Source organism: Peribacillus deserti (genome assembly GCF_002863585.1).
GTDB lineage: Bacteria > Bacillota > Bacilli > Bacillales > DSM-1321 > Paraperibacillus > Paraperibacillus deserti_A.
In genome coordinates this window covers 1-25,600 of the sequence record NZ_PGUY01000037.1, presented here as the reverse complement: position 1 = coordinate 25,600, position 25,600 = coordinate 1, and the positions used below count along the sequence as shown (strand labels likewise).

The following is a 25,600-nucleotide window of genomic DNA, read 5'->3' as shown; positions in this document are numbered from 1 at the left end:
ACATGTACAGCTGCCTATCTCAAGATTTTTTCGTTATACCAGTCTTTCAAGCGCCGCCTGTAATCTTTGGACCGCATCGGTATCGATTTCGAAAGTATGTTCGTTAGTTCTTTGGATCTGTTGATCTAAAGTAAATACACCTTTTACGATATTGCTCGCTCCCAGGGAAGAAAGAACAGGGTTGATTGCATAATCAATAACTAAGAGATGTCCATACGTCCCGCCAATAACAAGTGGCAGTACAGTTTTGTCCACGAGTCCTTTTTGAGGTAGAAGATCTAAATACGTTTTTAGTACACCTGTATAAGATGCCTTATAAACCGGAGTCAAGATGATCACAGATTCTGCTGCGGCAACCTTTTCATTTGCTTCAATAATGGCAGGGCTGTCAAATGCCGCCTGAATTAGGTCCTCTGCCGGCAGCTCCCGCACGTGTACTACATCATAGGATACGTCTTTGTTCTCTAAGTATTCGGTGGCAAAATTCAGAATTCCATTCAATCGTGAATCCTTTACCGGGCTTCCGGAAATGATTACAACTTTAGCCAAAACAATCACTCCTCTTTATGTAAAATGCATAGTCTACATTAATATAGTCATATTTAGGATGAAAAATAAACTAAAGACCGCTGAATATCATTAATTTCTTTTTAGCTCTACTATACTTGCCTGTTGGTTTTCTCTCCAGGCACTCACTTGCTGCTGTCAGCCATACAGATGTCTTAGCGCTAGATCCTGTAGAATCCCTCTGGAATCCCTTACCAGAAGAAGATCCATACAGTGGCAGAATCAAGAACTCTAGATATTTTTTAAAAAAAAGGCGCCAAAATATGTACATGTTTTAAAGGAAAACCCTTTTCACTGTCTAATAATACTCATTGTGATTTGATTTAGGCAGGGGGGGCAGATTATGGAATTTTTCAGATTTGATCAGGAAACGGGACGGAATATTGAACAATACGATTCGAAGGCAGCAGTATTTTCAAGAATCATCCGGACTAATGAGTTCGCTTCTATCGGATGTATGTACGTAGAACCGGGCGGGGTAATAGGCTTCCATGAAGCACCTATCCCCCAGCTTTTTCTAGTGGTCGGAGGTGAAGGCTGGGTTACCGGAGCTGACAGACAACAAATAGCAATAAAAAAGGGAGATGCCGTTTTTTGGAACGCAGGAGAATGGCATGAATCAGGCAGCGGGACTGGAATGGATGCAATCGTGATTGAATCAGGCTCATTAGATCCCAAATCATATATGAGGGCAAAATAAAAGACACACAAACAAAAAGATGAATCCACATGAGGGGGATTCATCTTTTGCTTTAGTCTTCAAATTCCTTCATCACAAAAGGCATCGTTTCATTAAGATCACTGGCAAGCAGGGTGGTCTCCGCTCTCGTCTCTTTCCAATAATCTGCACAAGCAGCGTGAAAATAAACTGCGTTAGCTGCCGCCGCTTTTATATCCTTATAAGACGCAGCGAAGGCTAACAAAATGCCTGTCAGTGAATCGCCTGATCCGCCTTTGGCCAGCCCCGCATTTCCTGCCGTATTAATTCTCGCCTCTCCGTCCGGAAATGCTATGACGGTATTTCTGCCCTTCAACACCAGGATTACTCCGTTTTCTCTAGCAAAATCCACCGCGGTTTGGATTCGGTTTTTTTGAAAATCGGCCACAGGTATTCCTGTCATTTTCTGAAATTCTCCTGGATGAGGAGTAAGGATGACAGGCGCTTCCCGTTTTGGATATTGCCGCTTTGTTAAGGCACCTGCATCGATAATTAAAGGGAGATTGGTTTTTAATAACTGAGCTGCTGCCAATTCTACTGTCTCATCAGATGGAAGCCCCGGACCTATTGCGGCTGCTGTCATTTTCTCAGGCATCCGTCCCTCTACTATTTTTTTAAGTCCATCATGCAAAAATACACATTCAGGAAGTCTGCTTGCGATAATACCTGAAACAAAGCGCGAGGCTGCAACAGTCAGTTTGCCGATTCCGCTTCTTTTAGCCGCAAGGCTGCACAGAATAGCTGCTCCCGGCATTTCATCGGTACCCGCTATAATAAGTCCGTTGCCAAAGCTCCCTTTATGTGAGCCGGGTTTCCGTTTCGGAAAGGTCCTTTTCACATCCTCTTTTGTCCATACCTTCCATTTTGCTTTATGAGGAAGGCCGATATCCAGCACTTCAGGAATTCCATAATATTCTGCTGTGCTCTCCATGAATACGGACGGTTTATATCCATGTATGCAGAATGTCCGGTCTGCCTTGAAGGCTGATTCATCACTTTCCCCTTGGTCTGACAGCACTCCTGAGGGAACATCAACTGCAAGCCGCAGTGAGTCTTCCTTGTTCGCCCATTGAAGCAGTTCCTGTACCTTTTTATCAAGGGGAAGCCGGGCACCCACCCCCAGCAGTGCATCAACAATGACGTCATACTTGCCCTGGATCTCATTTACACTGTAACCAATGCTTTTATAATAACGAAAATGTTCACTTGCGGCTTCTGATCTTGGGTCACCAATTGGAAAGACTAAATCACACAGATATCCATGTTGTTTTAGATAGCGGGCAAGCACAATCCCATCTCCGCCGTTATTCCCTGTACCAGACAGAATTAGAACACGCTGATCCCTATTTATTAATTTTGCTGCTGCCTGATATAATTCCCTTCCCGCACTTTCCATTAGGGTATATCCTGTAAGTCCATTCTCCGCCGCTTCGTCCGCAGCCTTAATCTCGTCAGCCCTATATATATACAATTCTAAGCACCACCCGTCTTTTTTCATTGTATATTACCCTTTATTCTGGTTTGTAAAAAGGGAAAATTGCCGGCCCGGAATGTGCAAACAGCGAACCGCTACTAAGCTAAGGACGGGTACAATTAATCCAGCATGAATCGGTGAAACTCTTAATAATCGCGGTAACTCTTTAACAGTACATTACAAGCTGACGCCTGTAGCTTAGGGAAAACAGCCTTAGATGCTTGTCCCACATGTACTAGTCGTACTTTGTCCAGTAGTACCACATCTCCACTTTCACGCCTTCATTTTAAAGAAAGGCCTCCGCCAGAAGAGTATAAGATTGAACTTTATCCTCAAAGTTATGAACATTGGTGATGATCATGAATTCGTCTGTCCCATATATTTCTTCTAAAAGCAGCAATTCATCTCTTACTTTATCAGGAGTTCCTATGATGGTCCTTTTTCTGTTCTCACGGACTCGGGCAAGCTGGTCCTTGGTTAAAGCCATACTCTTCGCTTCGTCTACAGATGGAATTCTGGTATCTCCTGTTTTTTCAACAGCAAGCAGCCACATATCCTGACTTAAGGCAAGTTCTTCTGCTTTTTCCTGTGTGGGGGCACAAACAACAAATATACAAACATTGGCTTTCGGCTTCTGTAAAAGCGGAGATGGTGTAAAATGCTCAAAATAGTAGTCCATTGCCCTCTTTCCATTTTCAGGTGTAATAAAATGGCCATAGGTGAAGGCTGTACCATGTTCAGCAGCCACTCTCGCTCCGCGGTGGGTGATGCCCAGGAGCCACATTTCAGGAAGTGTTTCTGTCAAAGGAAAAGCCATGACATCTGAATAAGTGTGATGCTCCGGCATATTTCCGGCTAAAAATGTCTGCAGGTCTTTCACCTGCCTGGGAAATTCATTCAGGCTCCGCCTTACTCCGTCTGTCAATGCCAGACGCGTGGTTGCACCTCCCCCTGGGGATCGGCCGATTCCGAGATCCAGGCGGTCAGGAAATAAAGCTTCCAGCACTTTGAAGTTTTCCGCAATCTTAAAAGGGCTGTATTGAGGCAGCAAAACCCCGCCCGAACCGACCCTGATTCTTTCTGTTTTTGATGCGATATGAGAGATTAATATTTCAGGAGCAGTACCAGCCATTCCATTGGTATTGTGATGCTCAGCCACCCAGAATCGCAAATAGCCCAGTTGTTCTGTTATCTGCGCTAATTTTACTGTGTTGGCAAGAGCCGTTCTGGCGTTTTCCCCCTTTGGTATGACAGATTGGTCAAGAACACTTAATTTCATGAAAACGCGAGCCTCCTTCTAAGAATGTCGATGATTTTATTATCTTAACCATCATTCTTTAAAGAATCTAACTTTTTGACCTTTAACCTGCTGAAGTCTACAATAACAATTAATGTAACAAGACCAATCAGGTGAAACTATTAAAGACGTTCCGAGCCAACTTAAAAGAAGGGAGCCGAGATACATATGAACCAGCTATTTAAAGCCCTCGTCGTGGATAAAACCGATGAGAACTTTTCAGTTAACATTAAAGAAGTTTCCCTTGAGGACCTGCCTCAAGAAGGTGTATTAATTAAAGTGGCTTATAGCAGTATTAACTACAAGGACGGATTGGCAAGCATACCTGAAGGGAAAATTGTCAGGTCGTATCCCTTTATCCCAGGAATAGACTTAGCCGGTACGGTCGTATCGTCAGATGACCCCCGCTACAAAGAAGGCGATCAGGTCATTGCGACAAGCTATGAAATTGGGGTGTCCCATTTTGGCGGGTACAGCGAGTATGCCCGTATTCCTGCAGATTGGATCGTACCGCTTCCGGAAAATTTAACACTCAAGGAAGCTATGGCCTTTGGGACTGCTGGGTTCACTGCAGCTTTGTCTATACAAAGGCTTGAAGACAATGGGCTGACGCCGGAAAAAGGGAAGGTATTAGTTACAGGAGCAACCGGAGGGGTAGGAAGCATTGCTGTCTCCATGCTGTCCAAGCTTGGATATGATGTGGTTGCGAGCACTGGGAAAGAAACCGAGAAACACTATTTAACGAGCATTGGTGCTAAAGAAATAATCAGCCGCGGGGATGTTAACGGCGGTAAGGTCAGAGCCCTGGATAAACAGCTCTGGGCGGGAGCCGTCGACCCGGTAGGCGGAACAACTCTTGCGTCCATTTTAAGCAAGCTCCAATATAACGGATCTGTAGCTGTCAGCGGATTAACTGGTGGAACAGACGTACCAGCAACGGTGTTCCCTTTCATCCTAAGGGGAATAAACCTGCTGGGCATCGATTCCGTTTACTGTCCAATGGACGTCAGACAAAAAGTCTGGAGCCGGATGGCAAATGACCTAAAGCCCGATGTCCTTTTGGATTCTATCCAGAAAGAAATCACATTGGAAGAACTGCCTGGGCACCTGCCTGTCATCTTAAAAGGAAAAGCCCGAGGGAGAATGGTTGTAAGGTTATAATAAAAAACATCGCCGGGCACTTGGGCGATGTTTTATTCTTTATAGCGGAGATATTCAACCTTTGTTGTCGGGACACTTTTGATCTCATTACCGCTCTTGTCTTTAAACACTTCATATTCCTGATAGGTTTCCACAATATAGCCATCTTCTTTTTCTGTGTGTATCAGCCTGCTCTCGAGAATCGGCACTTCGGTCTCTTTACTGGTTTCTTCATCTTCTGACGGACCATACACGGCCTGCATGGAGCTGGTGTCTTTCTCCTGCAATATACCCGGCGTTTCCATAAAGGCCGCAAAGGCTAATAAACCTGCTGTACAAAGAATCGGAAAGAGGTGTTTCATAAACTGCCTCCTTTTTAGTGTTCACTTGTACATGTCTATGCCAGTCCAGGTTAGGTTTATGACATTATCTGATGTCTTCAATGTATTCGGTTTCTCCTTGAGGATTAGAATTCTCACATCGGCTTGTTCATTCTATCTTACAATAGATACATTCACTGCGTGCCATGTTAAAAGGAATATAACTTTATCCCCCTATTTTTTCTCTGTATACTTCGGAACCTATTTCTTCAGGCAATCCCTTCTGGCTCATGGCCTTTACTGTAATCCTCCGGAGAGTTCGGAACCATTCCATGAATTCATTGTAAATCGGAACGCATATGTTATCAGCAGTATTTCCCCCTCAGCCGCAGGGGTTATACGCAGTGATATGCTGGGCCCTTCATAACTGTACCTGCAGCCGAAAAGGATTAGAGGACAAAAAACAGCTTTGCTTTTCGCAAAACTGCTTTTCATTGTATTAATCATACTCGTGCTTTTCTTCTAGTTCATAAACAATCCCTAATTCGTCTAAAACAGCCTTCACTGCTTTCACTGGAGTCACAGAATCCAGAACTTGTTTCCCATTAACCAGAAGGCGGGTGCCGCTTTCATAGCAAGAACCCTCCTCACATTCTTTTTCCCAGTCTTCAAAAACGACCTTATGTTTCATGTTAGCTCCTTTCAACCCGAGTTTATAAGGGTTTTACAAAAGTTAATCAAACGTTTAATTAATATTTCCTAAATAGATTGGAGACTTTGCTCCGGAGTAAACATCTATAATATTCTGCCTCATCGCCCTCGGATATAGCCTGTATTTCATGATATCTTTTAGCGGTATCCATTCCGTACCAATTTGCAGCGGATCCGGTTTAATTCCCGCTTGGTCTTTATTCAGCTCTTTCAGTTCACAAGTAAAATAATACTCTATCTGATGAATTTTACTGTCGTCCTGGGCATATTCATGGGTTTTTCCAATATATTCACGGATAAACAAAAGCTCCCCAATATTCACGTGCTGCCCAATCTCCTCGAGGCACTCTCTTCGAAGTGTTTCATGAAAGGTTTCTCCATGTTCCTGGCCTCCGCCTGGAAACAAGTAAAAAATGCCTTCTCTATCCTGATTTTTCGTAACTAAGACTTTGCCCTCATTAAATATGACTGCCTTAACAGAATTTCTGATATTCAATGCATTTCCCCCTCTCCCTTTTATTTTAATACGTATATGGATTTCTTGCTTAAAAAAGGCATTTCCCATTTTAGAGAAATGCCTCAAGCTTACTTAACTAGTATGTTGTACAACTGCAGGGAACGGATGGACTGGCTTTTATCAGTCATGAGGGTTCCTGAGTATACCATTTTTTCAGTTTTAATATCTGCAATCATTATCTTGATTTCTGCATTTTGCATTTTATTGTACTTAATAAGGAGATAGAGCTTCCCATTTTTAATCATCGATTGAATTTCACGGCTATCGCTATGTTTTTCAACCGGGAGTGTGATTTCGTTTTCTAATTCCCTCGTATCTATATTGAATACTTTAAGCCTTACTGCATTGTTTTTCTCTTCCGTAAAATAGATGGTTGAACCATCTACAAAGGCTGGAAGGGCATCTAAATTCATTTTCAAGATATCTTTTGGAAAATTAATATCCACCTTTTGATTCTTTCCCAGGTCGTAAACCACCAGCTCTTTTTCTTTCGGCTTAGGCGGTTCCGTTCCTTCTTCATTTTCAAGCTCCCGTTCACTGATACTATAAACCGCATACTTGTTTGGCTTGAGCGGATCAACGCCCGGCAGTCGTGTATACACCATACCGTTCTTGCTGTGACCCTTTACTTCATCTTTACTTAAAAGCTTTTTATTCGGAATGTCAAATGTGTAAACATCCAGTTCTTCTCCGTCTAACTCAGTATCTTGAAGGTAGCTCCTTGTAAGGACTTTTAGTTCCTTTCCGAAATACTGAACATCTTCCACGTATACATGGTTGTATTGATCAGGGTTTGGAATGGCATAATCAAAAGAAGTGCTGTTATTCGTTTTTTTGTTAAGTACAGAAATTTTAAATACAAAAGAGCGGCTTCCGCTGTTTGTGGTTGCATTTAGTATGTCCGCGTATGAGAGAAGCTGATTATCTTCATAGAAGGCTTCTGTATTGTATTTCCCTCTCATGAAATTCCGATATTCTTTCTGAAGCTGTTTGATGGCAGGATCTCTGTGTGCAAATTCTCTGTCAAACTGTTCAATAAAAGATTTTTCAGTATCATAAGTCGTTTTATTGTGTTCAACGGTAACTCCTTGATTAATAGAACCTACCAAATAATCTCCGCTAAAGGTCACTTTTTTTAGGATGCTGCTGTCCCCTGAGTCCTTTTTTATGTAAAACTGGGGAAGCTGAGTCGAAGAATAGGCAGAATGGGTGTAAAAAGACCCGACTGTTAATACGACAACCGCAATGAGCAAGCTTATTTTCCAATATTTTTTCATCGTCTGCCCTCCCTATACCGAAACCTTTTTATTTAGTAATTTTTGTCCAATCACGATCGAACAGGCTGAAGCTATTAATCCCAAGATAATTTCAAGCACCAAGAACTCAACCGGATAGAAAAAGTCACCCATATCCAGTACGGCGGGAATGATTAGAGGTGAAATAAAGAACGCCAAAACTGCCGCGCAATATACTATTCCAAGTAAAATACCTTTCAATCGATAGCTTCTTTCCATAAGAATGGCTGTAAATAAAGTGAAAACAGCCATAAGACCTGCCAAGTAATGTAAAACAAACTGTGTGAAGGTGGCAGGGATTAACGTGCTGGTAATTATATTCGAGTGAATCAAATCCTTAACTGCCAGAACATCCCTGAAGTCTGCCGGAACTATGGCTTCGAATAATTCATTCTCCAGCGGAAGCAGCAAGATTTGTATTCCGACAAGCCCGAGAACCATTAAGAAAATCGCTGATGCCTTTGCAAAATAGATGCTGTATCTTGAAACAGGCAGCATGAGCAGTCTGTAAATGAACGTGTTCTTGCCATACCACTCTCTATACCAGATTAAGAAGATATAAAAGATAAGTGCAGCCGCAGCTATGGCGATCGGACCTGCGAACCAAAACGAATCCATTATTAACGTGAATCCCGCTTTCCCATTATTTTTTATCAATTCCTCCTGTGTCCATCTGTTCTCCATCATCATCCTGTCAGCGCCTTGGACATAGGAATTGGATTCAACTATAACACCAATAAATTGGAGAACAATGATGATTGCCAACAGAGCAGCATAAATTTTACTGAAGCGATTTATCTCAAAGTTTAACAGCTTAATAAAACGGTTCATGCCCTGTACACCTCCCTCATGACATCAATGACCGACTTCCCATGCTCTGAGCGCATTTCTTCCGTATAGAATTCCTTCAGCACGCTTCCGTTGTCGAGCAGTATCACCTTATCGATTAAATGCTCAATATCATTTATTTCATGAGTGGTAATGATGACTCCCCGGTCTTCGATTAAGTGGCTGGTGAACACATCTGCTATCTGCTCTCTGCTAAAGATATCAATACCTGAAAAAGGTTCATCCATCAATAAGTAATCCACATCGATAGCAAGTCCCATCAAAAGATTTATTTTTGCTATATTTCCTTTTGACAGCTCTGCTATCCGGAATTCCTCCTTTAATTTGAAAAATGCAAGCAATTCTTCAGCTCTAGCAGAATTCCAGCTCCCATAAAAGTCCTTCATAAATTCAAAGGCATCACGAATCGTCATAGAAGGCGGCATGATCGCAGCATCGGGAATGAATGTGATTTTCTCATAGCTTGTTTTGGTCAGCGGCTCATCATCGATAAGAATGGTTCCGCTCTTATATGGGGTCAACCCCATAATAGCCTTTAAAGTAGTGGTTTTACCTACTCCATTGATCCCGATAAGGCAGGTAATTTGCCCCTTTTCCGCTGTAAAAGATACATTTTCCAGGACTCGCCTGCGTCCGTATTTTTTTGTAAGGTTTTTTACCTCAATCATTTCTTCGCCCCCTATTCCTCTGGCTGTGAATACTTTTCACTCACCATTTTTATTAGTTCCTCGAGCGGAACATTAATCGGCCGTACCGATGCTATAAAAGAGGAGACAGCCTCAAGTATCAGCTCTTCTCTTACTGAATTTAAGATCTTTTCATCTGTAGTGATCCGGCTGGGAAAATTTCGTTCGGTGGTGATCAATCCTTGTTCCTCCATTTCTTTATACGCTTTTTGTGCGGTATTCGGATTAATTTTTAACAAGCCCGCCAGTTCCCGCCGTGATGAAATTTCCTGTCCTGCTGTAAGATTACCTATGGCAATTTGTTCTTTAAAGTATCTGACAACCTGAAGATAAACAGGATCGCGGTTATTAAAAGTAATCTCCATGATAACAACTCCCAGTGTGTGTACTAATTGGTTCATACACCTTATGTATGTACTATACGATTAATACACAAATTAAGTCAACTCATTTCTGAAAAAAATTCTCCTAATACGAAAGGACCCTAAAAGGTCCTATGGTTCGCAGGGTTCATTTTACTTAGTCAATGGGATTTTTATATTCGCACCCACTTCAAGAATGGTATTCCTGCAGTCTTTGACAGGAGCAAAAATCATGAGGTATTCATCCCTTTCACCAGCCACTTCACCCTTACTGAAAATGGGTTCAACTTTTTCACCTGCCGACTTCAAAAATACACCCGATTTTTTAGGATCCACAATATATCCGTATACTTTATCAATTTTCCTGGCATGAAGGAATTGCTGCTCTAATTTACTCATGATTCTATATTCCATACCATTTTCATCCTTCAGGAGTTTAGTGTCAGATCCTGTCACAACCACTCTTGTTTCCATGGATGAAAATTCTACTTTTTTTATCGTATATGTTTGTTTTCCATAAGAGAAGCTTTGATTTATTTCTGCTGTTTCCCTTGTGGAGACAGCGGATTGATCAAGCATGAACTCAAGCGGCCAGAGAGCTTCTGCTTTGCCGAACCCATCCTCCTCATATATGGTTATATCTTTGATTTCTAAACGGATGTTTTGTCCTTTATATTCCTTTATCGAATCGAAGGATAATGCTTTAGCCACTTTATTTTCTTTACGATCATAATATCTGCTGCCCCAGCCTACACTTTTTAGCTTTTTTCTTTGTACGTCCCCAGTTATCAGGTTAATAGAACTTTCACCCTCAAATATATCAATATTATAGTTCTTCAAATCTGTTGTTTTGCTCTGGAAGGTTAGTAACAATTTGGTTTCCTTTTCATCGGTTAATATACTTTCAAAGTGCACGTTTATGTCATTCGCTTTATCATAAAACGTTTGATTAACCGCCTGGCCCTGCCCGGAGCTAAGTGCAGTTTTTAAACCTGTATCATCAATATGGTTACTAGAAAATATTTTATCGTAAACTTCTTTAATAGACGCTAATACGGGTGTGTAAGAAAATGCTGAAATAGCAAGTAAACAGGCTGCTGCAGCTAAGGAAAGTCTCTTGGAGCGGTTTCTTTTTTTAGTTCTCGGGATGCGCTTGTCTTTCAAATGAACGACCTTACCATTTCTCTCACCTTCCATATGCTGAATCTTCCTTGTAAGCTCATCCCAAACATCCGGCACTTGGTTCTCCATGGCATTGTTTAAATGTTTTATAAATTGATCCTTCTCCATAAAATACCCCTCCTTACTCAAGCCCTTTTCTTAATTTTTTTAAAGCTCTGCTATACTTCCACATCACTGTACCCAGAGGAATTTCAAGTATTTTTGCAATTTCTCTATGCTTCATGCCTGTAATATCCTTCAGAGTAATGATCTGCCGTTCCTCCGCATTCAGTAGTTCCAAATATTTTAACAACACCAGCTTGTCTGCGGGATCTTTAGGCAGATCCTGCACGCGCTCAAAGTAGTCATTATCAAATCCGGTTACCTCACGCTTCTTTTTCCGGTATAAGTCTAATGCTGTATTTCTGGCTACACTCATCAGCCATCCTTTAACATTTGAAATATCATGATGCCTCATATGCTTAAACAGTTTTATATAGACTTCCTGCAGCACATCTTCAGCCAGCTCATAATCCCTAAGAATAGATAACGCCATCGCAAACACCGACTTCTTATGATCCATAAATAACTGTCTAAATTCCGGCCCCAGCTCATTGGAATGATCCAGCCCATCCAAACTTCTTTGCTCCACAATTGTCGCCCCCTCTCAAATAATAGACGTATCAGCGTCCCCTTTTATTGGAAAAAATTTTTGGGGGACTGTCCCCCATTTCCCGGATTATTTCCCAAGGTCTTTTCGCGGCAAAAAAAACGCCCTCATTGTAATTGATTCTTCCCATTACGTGAGGCGTTTTTGTATTTGTTTTTTCTGTTGCACTGTTTTTATGACTTGCTTAAGTGTTGATTCAAAGACAACCGGCCAATCAATCAGATGGTCGTTCAGCTGAAAGCAGTGGCTCGGTTTCAGCCCGATCAATTTAATTTTCTTGTTTCCCATTAAGTTTAGCATTTGAAACAGTTCACCTAATAATAGGATGCCGCTGCTCTTAAAGTTTCCGACTGCTGTAAAATCGAATAGAACCGTGTGGAAGTCACCCTCGTACACATGTTTTATCGTATTTGCATTGATGACTTTCATTTTTTCAGCAGTAACATTTCCAAAAATCGGAACAAATGCAAGCTCTTCCGATATAGGAATAAATGGTCCAGAAAGCTCATTAAGGCGCTTCATAGCCTTTACAAGCTCCTCTTTCTTTTCAAATAATTCAAAGTCCGTACTTAACAGTCTTTTCTGCAGAGCTGAAAGGCGCTCTTCGAGAATATGAATGGAATTTCCTATCGGCATCAGCACTAGATGGCAATGATCCTCATGGTCTGTAGAGATATGAGTTTCAAATAATGCTATTTCTTCATATTTGGTTCGGAAATTCAGTTCAATTTTTTGGTTATTTTTAGTAGAAAAAAGATTGTTGTATAACTTGTCGATACTGCCTTCGTCAATCAGGCTGGTGAACTTCTTGCTTTCAAGATTGAAATGCTTCAGCGCCTCAAGTGAATAGCTGATAATATTCAGATTGTTATCTATTTTAAAATAGGGAACAGGAAGATATTCTTCAGGATAATGCATCTAATTTTTCCCCCAGTATGGTCTGGCTGACCCAGCTCTCCAATGATTCCAGGTCTTTTAATATAACCGCTTTGTTCTCACAGTAGGGCTCTAAATCATATTTCCCTGCGAGCCTGCCGCCGACAAGTATGATCGGTTTATACGGCAGTTTAGCAAGTGCTTCGACACAGGTCTTTAATTTAGGAAGATGGTAAACAATCGATACGGATAGTCCAATAATATTAGGTCTCCAGTCTCTAGCGTAATTAAAAGCGTATTCCAGAGGCAGATTTGGACCGAGATTTCGAGTGCTCCAGCCTTTTTCTTCAAAAAGGCTGCTGACCATTTTCAAACCAAGATAATGCTGTTCTCCTTCGAGGCAGAAAAACATAGCCTTCTTCGCAAGGGATCCTGCAGATCCTGCAGGAGGATAGAGGCGTGAAAGGACAAAGTCACATACTCCTGTAGCCAAATGTTCATCTGCAACAGATATTTCATTCTGTTCCCAAAGTTCGCCTATATAAAATAGGGAAGGAGTTACTATATGGTCAAATATAGAGAATCTATCAAAGTAATTATATTGTTTAATATATTCGAGAGCGGCTTCCACATTGCCTTCTAGTAGAATTCGGGCGAAAGCTTTATGTCTATCATCCATTTAGATAGCCCCCTTCGTCTCCTCATTTAACAAAAGCACTTGTACTGCTTCCTCTAAGTATGAAAGATATGCAATAATCTCGTCTTCCTGATTGAGTTCCGGCTGATCTAGCACTTCATGTATAATGGAAAAATTGTCTGTCAGATGCCTTGTCTCCATCCCATGCTTTGTCAGTATGCCATTCAGCCATATGGCATAATCAATGAAGAACTGAGAGTCTGCCAATTCGTACGCCGTATGCAGATGTTTAAAATGATGGTGGTTATCTTCCTTGCATTTGGCTTTCCCCTTTTCACCATATCGGTCGAAAAGAGCAGGCTCATTTTGATAGATTAGTTCGGTAACAGAATTAATGATTCTATCCATATGCATCATTTTGCCACCACCTTAAACTGTTGAACCTTCGGAATTACGGCTGCCAGCTCTTTATCTGGATATTTCTTCTCTAAGTCATGAATTCTCTTAAACTCTTCACTTCGAACCCATTTTAGATAATCCTCTTTTGCATCAAACAAAAGCTGTACCGTTAATTCGCCAGGCTTTTTATCATTCTGTAAAAGAAAGAAATCAACAAATCCGGGAGCCTGATCCACCGAACGCGAACGATTCCGATAAATCTCAATTAGCTCATCCGCTTTACCGTCCGGAACATCAAAAGTAGAAAAAACAGTATACATTCCTTGCCAAGCCCCCTCAGTTATTTGCAATACTCTAATGATAACAGTAAACTTCAGCCAAGACAAAAAGGAAATGGGGGCCCATTTCCCGATTTTTTCCCCTAAAGAAAAAAGAGCTGAAGGCTCAGCTCTTTTATAAGGTTTATACGGTTTTATTGGCCCATTCCAATACCTGTATTTGTTTTGACTAATACTTCTTCATATTTCTTGACATCGGCTTTTTGGCTCGAGAAGATGGTTCCAAGGTATCCTGCCAGGAATCCAAGCGGAATCGACACTATGCCTGGTGTTGTATACGGGAATAGCGGTTCGCCTACAAAGATGGCCGCTCCGGCTACAGGATTGATAACATTTGGACTGATCAATACCAGGCCTACAGCCGATATTAAACCAACTGCCATCGCCGAAATGGCACCTGTGGTATTAAATCGCTTCCAGTAAATTGTATATAAAATAACTGGAAGGTTTGCACTTGCAGCAACGGCAAAAGCAAGAGAAACAAGAAATGCGACGTTAAGAGACTGCGCAAATAACGCAAGGATAATAGACAGCACAGACACACCTATTGACGCATATCTCGCCATTTTCACCTGCTGCCCCTCTGTAGCTTTTCCTTTGCGGAGAATTTCATTATAAAAATCATGGGCAAACGCAGAAGCTGCTGTAAGAACAAGTCCAGCCACAACAGCCAGGATGGTGGCGAAGGCTACGGCTGAGACAAAGGCAAACAGCATATTGCCGCCAAGGGCCTTGGCTAAAAGCGGAGCTGCCATGTTTCCTGCAGCATTGGCTGCCGTAATTTCTGCCGTTCCAACGAAGGCAGCCGCACCAAAGCCAAGGAAAATCGTCATCACATAGAATATACCGATGATCCATGTCGCATACACAACAGACGAACGGGCTGTCTTCGCATCCTTAACCGTAAAGAAACGGACAAGGATATGAGGCAGACCGGCTGTACCAAGAACAAGCCCCATATTCAGTGAAATGGTATCAAGGCCGTCTTTATATTTCACCCCTGGATTTAAAAACGCTTCTTTTAATGGGGTGGCGTCTTTCATATGGGCAAACATACCTGTAATGCTGAAATTAAACTTGGCAAAAACAATGATCGAGATAAGGAGAGTTCCCCCCATCAGTAAAACCGCTTTTACAATCTGAACCCAGCTTGTGGCATGCATCCCGCCAAAAATTACATATACCGTCATCAAAACTCCAACGATAAGCACAGAAGTAGTATATTCCAATCCTAATAATAATTTAATAAGAGCACCTGCCCCTACCAGCTGTGCAATCATGTAAAAGATGGAGATAGCAACTGTATTCATCGCTGCAAATCCGCGGATTTTCTTTGTGTCAAAACGTGCGGCTATCATATCAGCGAATGTATATTTTCCAAGGTTGCGCATCGGTTCGGCAACCAGATAGAGAACAACTAAGTATGCAACCAAGAATCCAATGCTGTAGAAAAATCCGTCAAATCCTGATAAAGCAACAGCACCGGCAATACCGAGAAATGAGGCCGCCGACATATAATCCCCAGCGATAGCCATGCCGTTCTGCCACCCGGTCAGCCCCCCTCCAGCCGTATAAAATTCACTCGCATTATTAGTCTTTTTCGATGCGTAATACGTAATGATCAAAGTTACAAAGACAATTCCCAGAAACATTGTAAAAGCAGCAGTATTCATGATCCTTTACCCCTTTCTTGAATTACCTTTTCAGCCAGCTGATCAAATCTTGCAGCTTTTCGGGAGTAAAGCATGCAGAGGCCCCAGGTCATGATAAATTGAAGGAATGCAAATACCCAGGCCCATGTAATACTGCCAATAAATGGAGTATTTAAAATGTCGGAATAAGAAGTAAGAATGGGAAGGGCAAAGTAAAAACAGAAAAAGAAGATGGTGATAGGCAAAATAAATTTTTTCTTCTCTGACAGCAGATCTTGAAATGATTGCGAACGAGCGATTCTACTGTAATCGCTTTCATTAAATTCGTTAATTTTTCTCGCTTCCACTAAAGAAATCCCCCTCTCGAACATGTGGCCAGCCCATACGCCGGACAATTGATTATCAAAATCCCCAGTTGATTTTCTCTTCGTTGAAAAATGATTTTAGGAATTTATTTGCCACCACCTTTCACCAAAATTAAAAAAGACTGATTTTTCAAAATCTTTTATGGCTTTAATTATAGTAATTCACTTTACAAATATGCAAGAAATTAGTGCGAAAAACACGTAATTTATGTTTTAGGGAGCACAACAACTGTTGAATCTGCTTCCCAATTAAATGAGGCGGCAGCCCAAGATTTAAGAGATCCATCTGATGCAATGAGGAAAACAGTTTTTAGCAATACAAGTTCAGGTCTAAATCAAAGCTTGATAAAGCTTGGGTTTAAATTCTTCAATACCGGTAATACTTGTATCTGGGAGGGTTGATAAATGAGTGTAAATGACTTTCATATCGCACATTTAACCAATGAAGAAAAAGAGAAATTGAGACAATTTGAAAACGAGTTAGGTTGTACCCTAATAGCATATGAACATTTAGAAAAGTCCAATTCCAATGAAACTCCTTCGGAAGCACCCCGGGTATAACTCCCGAGGTGTTTTTATTACTTCCCGAAACCTGCCTTAAAACATTTTTCGGCAGGAAAGGCTGTTAAGTTTTCGCTGCTCGCACATCGTGTACAGCGGCTTAAGAAACAGCATAATCCATATAAATAAAGGCTGTTTCCGCAAACTTTATTGTTATTGAACCAGGGGGTTGATTTCCACTACAGGATGCTCGCGGACCTTAGGGGCGGGCGCCCGAGCCTCCTCGGCTTCGCCTGTGGGGGTCTCACCTGTCCCGCTACTCCCGCAGGAGTCTCGCACCTTACGTTCCAATCAAACTGTTTAACAATAGGGTAGGTTCACAGAACTTATTAAAAAACAACATTTTTTAGAAAAGAGCCTAAATAAAACCAAGACACCCTGGTCGTTATCGGGTGTACTTGGTTTTTTTCATTTATAAAGATTCACTTTTTCAGATGCCTTCATTTTATAATTCTCACTTATCTCAAGCAGTGGGAAAGACCCTGATTTGTGCATTTCAATGAGCTTGAAAAGTGTTCGATACGCTGAATCAAATTGTTCCTGATTGATGAGCTCAGAATCTAGGGCTTCCTGGAGTTCATCTTCATCTAAAATGAAGTATTCTCCTGTCGGCAATATGACAAGATCGAGATATAAGTCATCATACCACGGAATACCATTCTCATTGATACCATGCTGCCAGCAGACATCCATATACCATTGAATGATCTGCCCCTTTTCATTAACGACAGCGGTTACTGTATACAGCTCTCCCTTTGGAAAAAGCTGAATCCAGCTGTAGCCTTCCTGTACAATACACTGAGTTACATTATTGTACGTTACAAAAAGGGGTTCGCGGATTTTGAAGATATCAATACGTGTCCACATTCCGTTATAATCGTTTGACCTGTTACTTTGAAATTGGCTCTTCAGCAAACGGTCCCAAGTCTCTCGATCCGCATTTTTCCTTTTCATTGTCGCTCCCTTTCTTGTCTTTTTTGTTATTTTAACAAAATTAAGGAAAAATGTGACACTTATTTTTTACTTTTGCCAATATTTTAAGGCGTGACTGTCTTTAGGCGCAGCCGGCTTCACAAATGCAGGTTAAAACGTGCTGATCCCTATTAAATAAAGGCTCTTTTCTAAAAAGATTGTTGTTTTTTAATAAGGTTTGTTACGCCACCCTATTGTTCAGTGCCTTGCGCTCCAATCACCCTGTTGTTCAATAGCAGCAAAGTTCGCGAAAACAGCCTAAATAAAACCTGCATTCCCTATTCTCAGCACCCGTGCCTCTTCATATGATAAAGGCAAGAACGTATTAAGGGGATTTTCATATGTTGCTCGGTTCCTTCTTTCATACATCACTAACTTTGATTTTGTTGTTCGTTTCATTTGTTTTTATTTATGTTTCCATTGGCAAAAGAACAACCCGGATCAAACGAAGCCTAGGTATAATCTATATATTATGTTCTATTCCACTTTTGTACGTTGTCATTGCCTCTCCCATACCAAGCCCCGGCAGCTTTGCCATCGGCCGTGTCTTTGTCTTTACATGGATTCTCTCCATTTTCCTTTTATTTGCTGCGATGTTCATGACCGTCGTTTCTATCGTAACGAATTGGCAAAAAAAGCAGTAAGGCTATCTGTTTGATGGCAGCCTTACTGCTTTTTAGGACGTTCTAAATCAAAAATGTCCCCCAGCTTCGAATAGCTGTTGCCTGCGAGTCTGCTGACAGGCTGAAGCCCTATTGGATCTATTCTTCCTTTGTCATATAAATCTTCCCTTATATGATATTGAACGACCTTCCCAATAATGAGGTCACAGCCGGGTTCATTGTCTGTTCCTCCGAGGGGGATGATTCTGTCAACGATGCATTCTAAACGGACTTTCGCTTCCTTTATTCCAGGGACTTTCAGTTTGGTGCTCGGGACAAGCGTAAGTGAAACACGTTCCAGCTCACTCTGATTATGCTCTAGCTCAATGGCCGTTCCATTGGCGGCTTCTACGATGGTTTCATCTGTAATATGGACAACCATTTCTCCTATTGCGTGTGCATTTCTGGCCGTATCCTTCGGCTTCCCATTCCGCCGCTGTATGGATACTGAAATCATCGGTGGATTTGAGCTCACAATATTAAAATAGCTGAAAGGCGCCGCATTCACTACACCCTCATCCGATATTGTCGACACCAATGCAACCGGACGGGGAATAACACTCCCAATCAAAAACTTATAATTCTCCCGCTCACTCAACTCTAAGGGATCCAACGAAAACATGCCATCACCTTCCTTTGGGAAATGGGGGACAGTCCCCCATTTCCCGATTATTTCCCAAACCTGCGCTTAAACCAGTCCCCTGCTTTGTCTACTTCTGACCGCGTTAGCTGATGGCCGTAGTTTTCCCAGTGTATTTCCACGTCTGCTCCGGCCCCCTCGAGGATGGTGCTTAGTTCTTCTGTTTCGGCTGCCGGACAGATTGGGTCGTTCTTACCCGCGCCGATAAAGACAGGCAGGCCATTCATTGCCGGCACGTCAATTCCCCTCCTTGGCACCATTGGGTGGTGAAGGATCGCCCCTTTAAGTGAATGTTCATAATGGAATAACAAGCTGCCTGCTATATTTGCACCGTTGGAATAACCTACCGCTACCACATTATCCCGGTCAAATCCATGTTCAGCCGCAGCCTCATCTATAAAATCATTTAGCTCTGCCGTACGGAGAATAAGGTCTTGTTCATCAAATACTCCTTCAGCGAGCCTGCGGAAGAACCTGGGCATGCCGTTTTCCAAAACATTCCCTCTCACACTTAATACGTTCGACTCAGGACTGATTAATTCTGCAAGACCAAGCAGGTCGTGCTCCGTTCCCCCAGTTCCATGCAGCAGCAGCAGTGTAGGAGCCTCAGGGTTTGTCCCCTTATTAAAAATATGTTTCATCATTGATCCTCCTCCAGAACTCTTGCCTCTGCCGGCAGTAAATTTGCTTCTATAAGTGCGCGTCTTTCCTCAAGCCAAGGAGGAAGCAGAAGATTTTTCCCCATTGTTTCAGCGGATTCATCTTTAGTAAATCCTGGCGGGTCGGTAGCAATCTCAAAAAGAATCCCGCCTTTTTCTCTAAAATAAATAGCATTAAAATACTGTCTGTCCAAAATTTGTGTGACACCATAGCCTTTGGAGCCAATATACTGCCTCCAGCTTTCGTGGTCTTCATAATCTTTTGCCCTCCAGGCAATATGATGGACGATCCCTACTCCCATAGATCCTTCCGGCAGCGGAGACAGCTTAACATCAATGACGTTTCCAAGATCAGCTGTTGATCTGAATCTTGTAAAGTCTCCCTCAGTGTCTGACTTTTCGAGCCCCATTCCATTCACCAGCAGTTCCATCGTACGTTCGGGATCAACGGAAAGAAGAATGACTCCCCCAAAACCCTTGATTGCCACTTCCTCCGTCACTTTTCCAAACGACCATTTGCTGGCTGGGCCTTCACTTCTTGCAACCAGCTCAATATGCAATCCGTGTGGATCCATAAGCTGCAAGGATTCTTCTCCAAAGCGGGTGATTTTTTCAAAGGCTATTTGAAAGGAATACAGCCTTTCTTCCCAGAATGGGAGAGCCCCCTCCGGAACAACAAATGATGTGACTCCAACCTGGCCGGAGCCCCTTTTTCCACTGTATGCATTTGGCCACGGAAAGAATGTCATAATAGTTCCCGGACTTCCGGCTTCATTGCCAAAATACAAGTGATAAGTTCCTGGATCATCGAAATTCACTGTCTTTTTTACTAATCGGAGCCCTAACACTCCGGCATAAAAGTCCACATTTTCCTGTGGATTACCTACTATGGCTGTGATGTGGTGTATGCCTGCCGTTCTTTTTTCCATAATACGCACACTCCTTTCTTTACTTAATCTTTGTATCTAATGGTTTCAAGCGTGCTTCGATTTCTTTTCGTTTACCCTCTAAAAACGGAGGTAACGCAAGAGATTCCCCTAGATGTTCTATATTCTCATCGGTATCAAAGCCCGGCCCATCTGTCGCTAACTCAAATAGTATTCCATTCGGCTCCCTGAAATATAAAGACCTGAAGTAGAAACGGTCTACGTAGCCCGAATTTAAAATTCCGGATTCATTCACTTTTTCTATCCACTTCTTCATTTCTTCCTCATTAGCCACACGGAAGGCCACATGGTGGACTCCCCCTCTTCCCAAACGTTCCCTGGGAAGATCTGGTCTTTCTTCTATATGAACTTCTGCACCCGTACCGCCTTCTCCTGTCTCATATACCAAAATCTCTGGCTGGCCCGGTTCTAGGTTTGGATATAATCCTTTGTACCGGAATCCCAGTACATCCGTAAGGATACCTATAGTTGCTTCCGGATCGTTGACAGTCAGTTTTACAGGACCAAGTCCAAGCACAGCATACTCAGCAGGGACAGGGCTTTTTTCCCACGGTCTTCCCGCTTCGACACCCTGATTTTCTTCGTCAGATACAAGTATCAGCCGTTGTCCTTCTGGATCACGGAAGGCGAGCGTGAGCCGGCCGCCTCTGTTGGCAATCTCTTCATGCGGCACCTGGTGCTCTTCAAAACGCTTTTTCCAGTATTCCAGGGCTGCGTGGTCTTTTACTCTAAGGGATGTGGCTGAGATACTGCTGCCCCCCTCATGGGTCCGGGCTGCCATTGGGATTTCAAAAAATGTTAATTCCGTTCCTGGGTTTCCCTTCTCATCGCCGTAAAACAAATGATATACAGAGGTATCATCCTGGTTGACTGTCTTTTTAATCAGTCGCATACCCATGACCTTTGTATAAAATTGATAATTGTTTGAAGCCTTAGCCGTTAGTGCGGAAACATGGTGTATGCCTTTCAGTTCCATGATGATACCTCCGATTTTTCAGTAGTTTTTGCAGATTGTATATTCGAATGTATAAAAGGGTGCAATTTTTTTATAAAGTAAATTTTATAAAAGCGTATAGGCTCCAGGACCTGTTAAAGCGATCCCTAATACTAAAGCTATTAAAATCAGATTGAATTCATATCCATTCTGAGTTACCCAGAATCCATTAGCCGCGTGAACTTTAATAATGGCTACAAGCATGGTTGCAATGATTAGAATGGAACCTGCCCAAGTGAATATACCAGAAGCGAATAGGAATCCTCCGCCAAATTCCCCCAATCCCGCTAAGAGAGCCATGCCATAGCCCGGCTTAAGGCCCAATGATTCCATCCATTGACCTGTTCCCTTTAATCCATAGCCGCCAAACCAGCCAAATAATTTCTGAGCTCCATGAGCCATCAATGCTAATCCTATGACTAACCTGATAATTAATAAACCTGCGTCTAACATAATATATTCCTCCAAAAGTTTTATTTATATTTAAATTAAAAGTCTTTAATTTGAGATATTAGGATAAAAAAAGAAGTACTTGACCATTTACCTTTAATTTAAATATCTTGAATTAAAGATATTATATTTCATAGTATATGTCAATAAAAAAAATTTGTGCCGCTTCAAAAGTAGATTCCTTTCATTTTTAAAGGGTATGATGAAACCTGAGGTGAATAAAAATGTGTGGACGATTTACATTAACGGAGGGCTTGCAGCAGCTGCAGACGAAATTCGAGTTTGAATGTAGTGAGGAATTAATTCCTCATTATAATATAGCACCCAGCCAGCAGATCCTTACGTTGACATCTGATGGATCTAAGCGTACCGGGCAGCTAATGAAATGGGGCCTCGTACCTTATTGGGCCAAGGATATAAAAATCGGCTATAAGATGATTAATGCACGCGCTGAAGGAATTGACGCGAAAGCAAGCTTTAAGATGCCCTTCCGCCGTAAGCGCTGTTTGATTCTGGCTGACGGATTTTATGAATGGAAGAAAACAGAGGGCGGAAAACAGCCTTTCCGGTTCATTATGAATGACAAAGAGACATTTGCCTTTGCAGGGCTTTGGGATACCTGGACCCAGGACGGGAGCCCGCTGTACTCATGTACCATCATCACTACCGATTCCAATAGCGTCACGGAAGATGTGCACGACCGGATGCCGGTCATTCTTCCGGCTGATGTGTATACCGATTGGCTGAATCCGGGCCTTCAGGACACCGAGTACCTGAAATCACTGCTAGTCCCTTATCCCGCGGAAAAAATGGACAAATATCCAGTCTCACAGCTGGTAAACTCACCAAAAAACAATAGCGCAGAACTGCTAGCGCCATTAAACAGTATATAAAAAGAAAAGCGGAAAGCGGTGCCTTCCACAGATAATGGATTATAAAAACAATGTAACTTAGACAAATTCAGAGATCATATTAATTGGAAGGCAGAGACCCGATAAAGAAGACTTGCTGATTGGCGAACGGTAGGAAGCCAGAAGCTTAGTCGCACTTATGCGTTAGCCAAGCAAAAGACGAGCAGGCCGTGAGAAGAGCATGGACTGATTGGCTTATGACTCGAGGGTCTCAGCTTGGAGCTAGATCTTACGATAGGCAGTCTACATTAAACGGAGGGGACTGTCCCCCTAGTATGCCCTGATCCATGTCTGTAAATGGCCGGTACAGTCTGACATTATTTATGATTGTCATGCCAATGCCTCCCAGCTCTAGATAAAACGTATTTACCCTCAAGGACGGAGCAAATTACACTGGAAAGAATGGCTGAGCTTCTAAAACATGCTAAGTGAGTATTTTCGTGACATCATTTCCAGCAGCCTGATTCCCGCAATACTATTGCCCTTTTCATCTAAAGCAGCGCCAAAGATGCCGATCCCGCATTTCCCCGGGATGGATCCCATAATTCCGCCTGACACACCGCTTTTCGCTGGAATTCCCACTTTGATGGCAAACTCGCCAGATGCATTATACATCCCGCAGGTTACCATGAAGGTTTTGCAAATCCGCGCGATATCTGAAGGAATCAGCCGATGGCCGCTGGCAGGATCTTTTCCATCATTCGCAAACACACACCCCATTTTAGCCAGGGACAAACAATCCATTTCAATGGCACATTGCTTGGAATATAGTTCCATAAGCTCCTCTACATCTTCATTTATAATGCCGCTCTGCTTCATAAAATAGCAAAGGGCACGGTTTAAGTGAGAAGTATCATATTCCGAAAGTGCCACTTTCTTGTTGTAGGAGAGACCGGGATTCCCGGTTAATTCATGAATAAAATGCAGGATCCTATCAATCCGTTCTGCACCATCCTGCCCCCTGATCATGCTTGTTATGGCTAAAGCACCCGCATTGATCATAGGATTTAAAGGCTTTGAAGGATTGATCGTCTCTAGTTTAGCGATGGAGTTGAACGGATCTCCCGTTGGTTCCTGTCCTACCCGTTCAAACACAAAGTCCTCCCCCCTGTCCATAAGAGCAAGAGCTAAGGTTATGACCTTGGAGATACTTTGCAGAGTTAAAATTAAATTGCCGTCCCCAGCTGTATAGCTGCATCCATCTGGATAAAAAAGAGAGACCGATAATAATTCACCGTCAACTTTACTTAGTGCAGGAATATAATCGGCTACTTTTCCTTCCTTAGCAAATGGTTTTGCCATAGCCACAAGATGTTCTAATTCAGATGCTGATTCGCACAACAATTTCATCACCCTTTTAAAATGAGTCATTTCATATCCTTTAGTGTCCGCGCACAGGCACAAATCATTCCATCCATAAAAAAAAACCATTTTCTCTTAATCGAAAATGGTTCTTTTCAGTCAAGCTATGCAAGCTTAAAATATAAGTCATATCCCCGCTCTTCATTATATTCGGGGGAATACTGGATCTTAAAATCAAATGGATCAATGGTAAGGCAATTTTCTTTTGCCCATTCAATCATTCGGCCAAAGTGACCTGCGATATCCATCACGGAATCCGTATGTTTAGAGTAAATATATTTTTGTTTTGGTATTACGGCCCCATTTAATCCATCGGGAATATGCTCTAAGGATGACACTTCTACACCTACCAGCTGTGTGAATTCACCATCGATCACATGCAGGCAGATATCCAGTATGTAAGGAGATAGACGGTTGGGAATTTCGTCCTTTCTCTCCATGACCGTCTTCCAAGCTTCAGGCATCAGTGCTCCCAGCTCCTGCCAGGGACAGGTTACTTTCTTGCCAATTACATAGAATTCCTCTTTCATGACTATATCCATTGGTTATCTCTCCTCATCGCTTTATTTAAGGAGCGCAGCTGTCTTTGGGTGCTGCGGGACCTTTTACTTTAGTAGAAGCATTCTGCAGCTTATGCGTAATCTCCTTCAAATGAGTAGAAAAAAGAATAAATAGCTATGAGGCAGGGTATAAAGGACGGTAGCTGCTTCAGCTTTGTAGTTCAACTCATTTTATAGGGGCTTTTTTATGTTCAAAAAAAATTTCATATCTATCATTTCCATCCTGTATTTCGTTGTTTTGTTTTATCTTTTGTTTTTATCGGGTTATCGTCAGAGTGTCCAGGGAACGTTAGATTACAACCTTGTTCCTTTCCGTTCCATTTCCCGTGATTTTAACGCAATTGACTCCATACATATAGGGCTTCTGACAAATAATCTGGTTGGAAATATCCTGGCCTTTATTCCTTTCGGCTTTTTAGCACCCTTACTATGGCGGAAAATTCATAACTGGGTGCGTTTATTTCTTTTTTCATTCCTGATCACATTTTTGATCGAAGTCCTTCAATTGCTTTTTAGAATAGGTTCTTTTGATGTGGATGATATGATACTAAACGTTTTAGGCAGTTTGTTTGGCTTCTTTTTAAAGGGTTGGCTGTCTTTCCGAAACAAAGATTAAATACGTAAGAAATACGTTGTAAATTGGCATAAACATGGTTCTCATCGAATAAGTAAGAGAGTATGTTTTTTTATAGGCTGTTTTCGCAAACTTTGTTGTTATTGAACAATGAGGTAGATTGGAACGTGAGGATGCTCGCTTTCCGCGGGGCGGGCGATGAGCCTCCTCGGCTTCGCCTGTGGGGTCTCACCTGTCCCGCTGCTCCCGCAGGAGTCTCGCACCTTACGTTCCA

Annotated in this window: 32 protein-coding genes; 6 read left to right on the top strand and 26 right to left on the bottom strand. The window is 42.2% G+C overall.

What is annotated here, in order from left to right:
• Positions 1-33: 33 nt before the first annotated feature.
• Complete coding sequence (gene ssuE, locus CUU66_RS11950; protein ID WP_308302481.1) at positions 34-558, bottom strand: NADPH-dependent FMN reductase; 525 nt, start codon at positions 556-558, stop codon at positions 34-36.
• A gap of 352 nt (positions 559-910) precedes the next feature.
• Here ssuE and CUU66_RS11945 point away from each other — a divergent pair, with 352 nt between their 5' ends.
• Entirely contained in the window at positions 911-1,267 is a 357-nt protein-coding gene (locus CUU66_RS11945) for a cupin domain-containing protein (protein ID WP_101642419.1), read from the top strand.
• A gap of 52 nt (positions 1,268-1,319) precedes the next feature.
• Here the strand turns inward: CUU66_RS11945 and CUU66_RS11940 are convergent, their stop codons facing one another.
• Together CUU66_RS11940 and CUU66_RS11935 are read right to left on the bottom strand one after the other, a co-directional pair.
• Positions 1,320-2,756: an NAD(P)H-hydrate dehydratase gene (locus tag CUU66_RS11940; protein ID WP_101642544.1), complete on the bottom strand. Its 1,437-nt coding sequence runs from the start codon at positions 2,754-2,756 to the stop codon at positions 1,320-1,322.
• 289 nt (positions 2,757-3,045) lie between these two features.
• Positions 3,046-4,038 (bottom strand): LLM class flavin-dependent oxidoreductase, encoded by a 993-nt coding sequence (locus CUU66_RS11935; RefSeq protein WP_101642417.1) that lies wholly within the window; start codon positions 4,036-4,038, stop codon positions 3,046-3,048.
• Between the two features lie 186 nt (positions 4,039-4,224).
• On the opposite strand from CUU66_RS11935, the gene CUU66_RS11930 reads away from it, so the two are divergent.
• Entirely contained in the window at positions 4,225-5,217 is a 993-nt protein-coding gene (locus CUU66_RS11930; protein ID WP_101642415.1) for an NADPH:quinone oxidoreductase family protein, read from the top strand.
• 32 nt (positions 5,218-5,249) lie between these two features.
• On the opposite strand, the gene CUU66_RS11925 is transcribed toward CUU66_RS11930, so the two are convergent.
• From CUU66_RS11925 to CUU66_RS11850, 15 genes are all read right to left on the bottom strand, one after another.
• Positions 5,250-5,558 carry a hypothetical protein gene (locus CUU66_RS11925; protein ID WP_101642413.1) on the bottom strand — a complete coding sequence of 103 codons (309 nt, stop codon included), beginning with the start codon at positions 5,556-5,558 and terminating at the stop codon, positions 5,250-5,252.
• Positions 5,559-6,015: 457 nt separating this feature from the next.
• Positions 6,016-6,207 carry a hypothetical protein gene (locus CUU66_RS11915; RefSeq protein ID WP_101642409.1) on the bottom strand — a complete coding sequence of 64 codons (192 nt, stop codon included), beginning with the start codon at positions 6,205-6,207 and terminating at the stop codon, positions 6,016-6,018.
• A 54-nt stretch (positions 6,208-6,261) separates the two neighbouring features.
• Positions 6,262-6,723, bottom strand: coding sequence for an NUDIX domain-containing protein (locus tag CUU66_RS11910; protein WP_257967978.1), 462 nt, complete (start codon positions 6,721-6,723; stop codon positions 6,262-6,264).
• 89 nt (positions 6,724-6,812) lie between these two features.
• Positions 6,813-8,021 carry a hypothetical protein gene (locus tag CUU66_RS11905; RefSeq protein ID WP_101642406.1) on the bottom strand — a complete coding sequence of 403 codons (1,209 nt, stop codon included), beginning with the start codon at positions 8,019-8,021 and terminating at the stop codon, positions 6,813-6,815.
• Between the two features lie 12 nt (positions 8,022-8,033).
• The gene (locus tag CUU66_RS11900; protein WP_101642404.1) at positions 8,034-8,870 is read right to left on the bottom strand and encodes a hypothetical protein; all 837 of its coding nucleotides are present in this window, start codon (positions 8,868-8,870) and stop codon (positions 8,034-8,036) included.
• Entirely contained in the window at positions 8,867-9,556 is a 690-nt protein-coding gene (locus tag CUU66_RS11895; protein ID WP_101642401.1) for an ABC transporter ATP-binding protein, read from the bottom strand. Before CUU66_RS11895 ends, CUU66_RS11900 begins: the two co-directional genes overlap by 4 nt.
• A gap of 11 nt (positions 9,557-9,567) precedes the next feature.
• A complete protein-coding gene (locus tag CUU66_RS11890) occupies positions 9,568-9,939 on the bottom strand; it encodes a GntR family transcriptional regulator (RefSeq protein WP_101642399.1) in 372 nt (123 codons plus the stop codon).
• 150 nt (positions 9,940-10,089) lie between these two features.
• Positions 10,090-11,226: a DUF4179 domain-containing protein gene (locus CUU66_RS11885; RefSeq protein WP_101642398.1), complete on the bottom strand. Its 1,137-nt coding sequence runs from the start codon at positions 11,224-11,226 to the stop codon at positions 10,090-10,092.
• A 13-nt stretch (positions 11,227-11,239) separates the two neighbouring features.
• Positions 11,240-11,749, bottom strand: a complete 510-nt coding sequence (locus CUU66_RS11880) for an RNA polymerase sigma factor (RefSeq protein WP_101642397.1) — start codon at positions 11,747-11,749, stop codon at positions 11,240-11,242.
• 147 nt (positions 11,750-11,896) lie between these two features.
• Positions 11,897-12,685: a Stressosome protein rsbRB gene (locus CUU66_RS11875; RefSeq protein ID WP_101642395.1), complete on the bottom strand. Its 789-nt coding sequence runs from the start codon at positions 12,683-12,685 to the stop codon at positions 11,897-11,899.
• Positions 12,672-13,322: a cobalamin B12-binding domain-containing protein gene (locus CUU66_RS11870; protein ID WP_101642392.1), complete on the bottom strand. Its 651-nt coding sequence runs from the start codon at positions 13,320-13,322 to the stop codon at positions 12,672-12,674. Before CUU66_RS11870 ends, CUU66_RS11875 begins: the two co-directional genes overlap by 14 nt.
• Positions 13,323-13,697, bottom strand: coding sequence for a hypothetical protein (locus tag CUU66_RS11865; protein WP_257967977.1), 375 nt, complete (start codon positions 13,695-13,697; stop codon positions 13,323-13,325).
• Complete coding sequence (locus tag CUU66_RS11860; protein WP_101642390.1) at positions 13,694-13,999, bottom strand: antibiotic biosynthesis monooxygenase family protein; 306 nt, start codon at positions 13,997-13,999, stop codon at positions 13,694-13,696. The genes CUU66_RS11865 and CUU66_RS11860 overlap by 4 nt, the downstream gene beginning before the upstream one ends.
• 152 nt (positions 14,000-14,151) lie before the next feature.
• Complete coding sequence (locus tag CUU66_RS11855) at positions 14,152-15,690, bottom strand: solute symporter family protein (RefSeq protein WP_101642388.1); 1,539 nt, start codon at positions 15,688-15,690, stop codon at positions 14,152-14,154.
• Positions 15,687-16,016 (bottom strand): DUF485 domain-containing protein, encoded by a 330-nt coding sequence (locus tag CUU66_RS11850; RefSeq protein WP_257967976.1) that lies wholly within the window; start codon positions 16,014-16,016, stop codon positions 15,687-15,689. Before CUU66_RS11850 ends, CUU66_RS11855 begins: the two co-directional genes overlap by 4 nt.
• Positions 16,017-16,439: 423 nt before the next feature.
• On the opposite strand from CUU66_RS11850, the gene CUU66_RS24165 reads away from it, so the two are divergent.
• Entirely contained in the window at positions 16,440-16,595 is a 156-nt protein-coding gene (locus tag CUU66_RS24165; protein WP_180955262.1) for a hypothetical protein, read from the top strand.
• Positions 16,596-17,003: 408 nt separating this feature from the next.
• On the opposite strand, the gene CUU66_RS11845 is transcribed toward CUU66_RS24165, so the two are convergent.
• Positions 17,004-17,549: a DUF402 domain-containing protein gene (locus CUU66_RS11845; RefSeq protein WP_101642385.1), complete on the bottom strand. Its 546-nt coding sequence runs from the start codon at positions 17,547-17,549 to the stop codon at positions 17,004-17,006.
• A 359-nt stretch (positions 17,550-17,908) separates the two neighbouring features.
• Between CUU66_RS11845 and CUU66_RS11840 the strand changes: the two genes are divergently transcribed.
• Positions 17,909-18,211: a hypothetical protein gene (locus tag CUU66_RS11840; RefSeq protein ID WP_101642382.1), complete on the top strand. Its 303-nt coding sequence runs from the start codon at positions 17,909-17,911 to the stop codon at positions 18,209-18,211.
• Positions 18,212-18,233: 22 nt separating this feature from the next.
• Here the strand turns inward: CUU66_RS11840 and CUU66_RS11835 are convergent, their stop codons facing one another.
• The 5 genes from CUU66_RS11835 to CUU66_RS11815 all read right to left on the bottom strand — a co-directional run bounded on the left by CUU66_RS11835 (position 18,234) and on the right by CUU66_RS11815 (position 21,922).
• Entirely contained in the window at positions 18,234-18,851 is a 618-nt protein-coding gene (locus tag CUU66_RS11835) for a flavin reductase family protein (protein ID WP_101642380.1), read from the bottom strand.
• Between the two features lie 47 nt (positions 18,852-18,898).
• Positions 18,899-19,510, bottom strand: a complete 612-nt coding sequence (locus tag CUU66_RS11830; protein ID WP_101642378.1) for an alpha/beta hydrolase — start codon at positions 19,508-19,510, stop codon at positions 18,899-18,901.
• Complete coding sequence (locus tag CUU66_RS11825) at positions 19,510-20,466, bottom strand: ring-cleaving dioxygenase (protein ID WP_142383724.1); 957 nt, start codon at positions 20,464-20,466, stop codon at positions 19,510-19,512. The genes CUU66_RS11830 and CUU66_RS11825 overlap by 1 nt, the downstream gene beginning before the upstream one ends.
• A 10-nt stretch (positions 20,467-20,476) precedes the next feature.
• The gene (locus tag CUU66_RS11820) at positions 20,477-21,451 is read right to left on the bottom strand and encodes a ring-cleaving dioxygenase (protein WP_101642373.1); all 975 of its coding nucleotides are present in this window, start codon (positions 21,449-21,451) and stop codon (positions 20,477-20,479) included.
• Between the two features lie 84 nt (positions 21,452-21,535).
• Positions 21,536-21,922 carry a DoxX family protein gene (locus CUU66_RS11815; protein WP_101642371.1) on the bottom strand — a complete coding sequence of 129 codons (387 nt, stop codon included), beginning with the start codon at positions 21,920-21,922 and terminating at the stop codon, positions 21,536-21,538.
• A 221-nt stretch (positions 21,923-22,143) separates the two neighbouring features.
• On the opposite strand from CUU66_RS11815, the gene CUU66_RS11810 reads away from it, so the two are divergent.
• A complete protein-coding gene (locus CUU66_RS11810; RefSeq protein ID WP_101642369.1) occupies positions 22,144-22,812 on the top strand; it encodes an SOS response-associated peptidase in 669 nt (222 codons plus the stop codon).
• A 432-nt stretch (positions 22,813-23,244) separates the two neighbouring features.
• On the opposite strand, the gene glsA is transcribed toward CUU66_RS11810, so the two are convergent.
• A complete protein-coding gene (gene glsA, locus CUU66_RS11805) occupies positions 23,245-24,180 on the bottom strand; it encodes a glutaminase A (protein WP_101642538.1) in 936 nt (311 codons plus the stop codon).
• Positions 24,181-24,296: 116 nt separating this feature from the next.
• Positions 24,297-24,734: a GyrI-like domain-containing protein gene (locus CUU66_RS11800; protein ID WP_101642367.1), complete on the bottom strand. Its 438-nt coding sequence runs from the start codon at positions 24,732-24,734 to the stop codon at positions 24,297-24,299.
• Between the two features lie 205 nt (positions 24,735-24,939).
• Between CUU66_RS11800 and CUU66_RS11795 the strand changes: the two genes are divergently transcribed.
• Entirely contained in the window at positions 24,940-25,368 is a 429-nt protein-coding gene (locus CUU66_RS11795; protein ID WP_101642364.1) for a VanZ family protein, read from the top strand.
• The last annotated feature ends 232 nt before the right edge of the window (positions 25,369-25,600 follow it).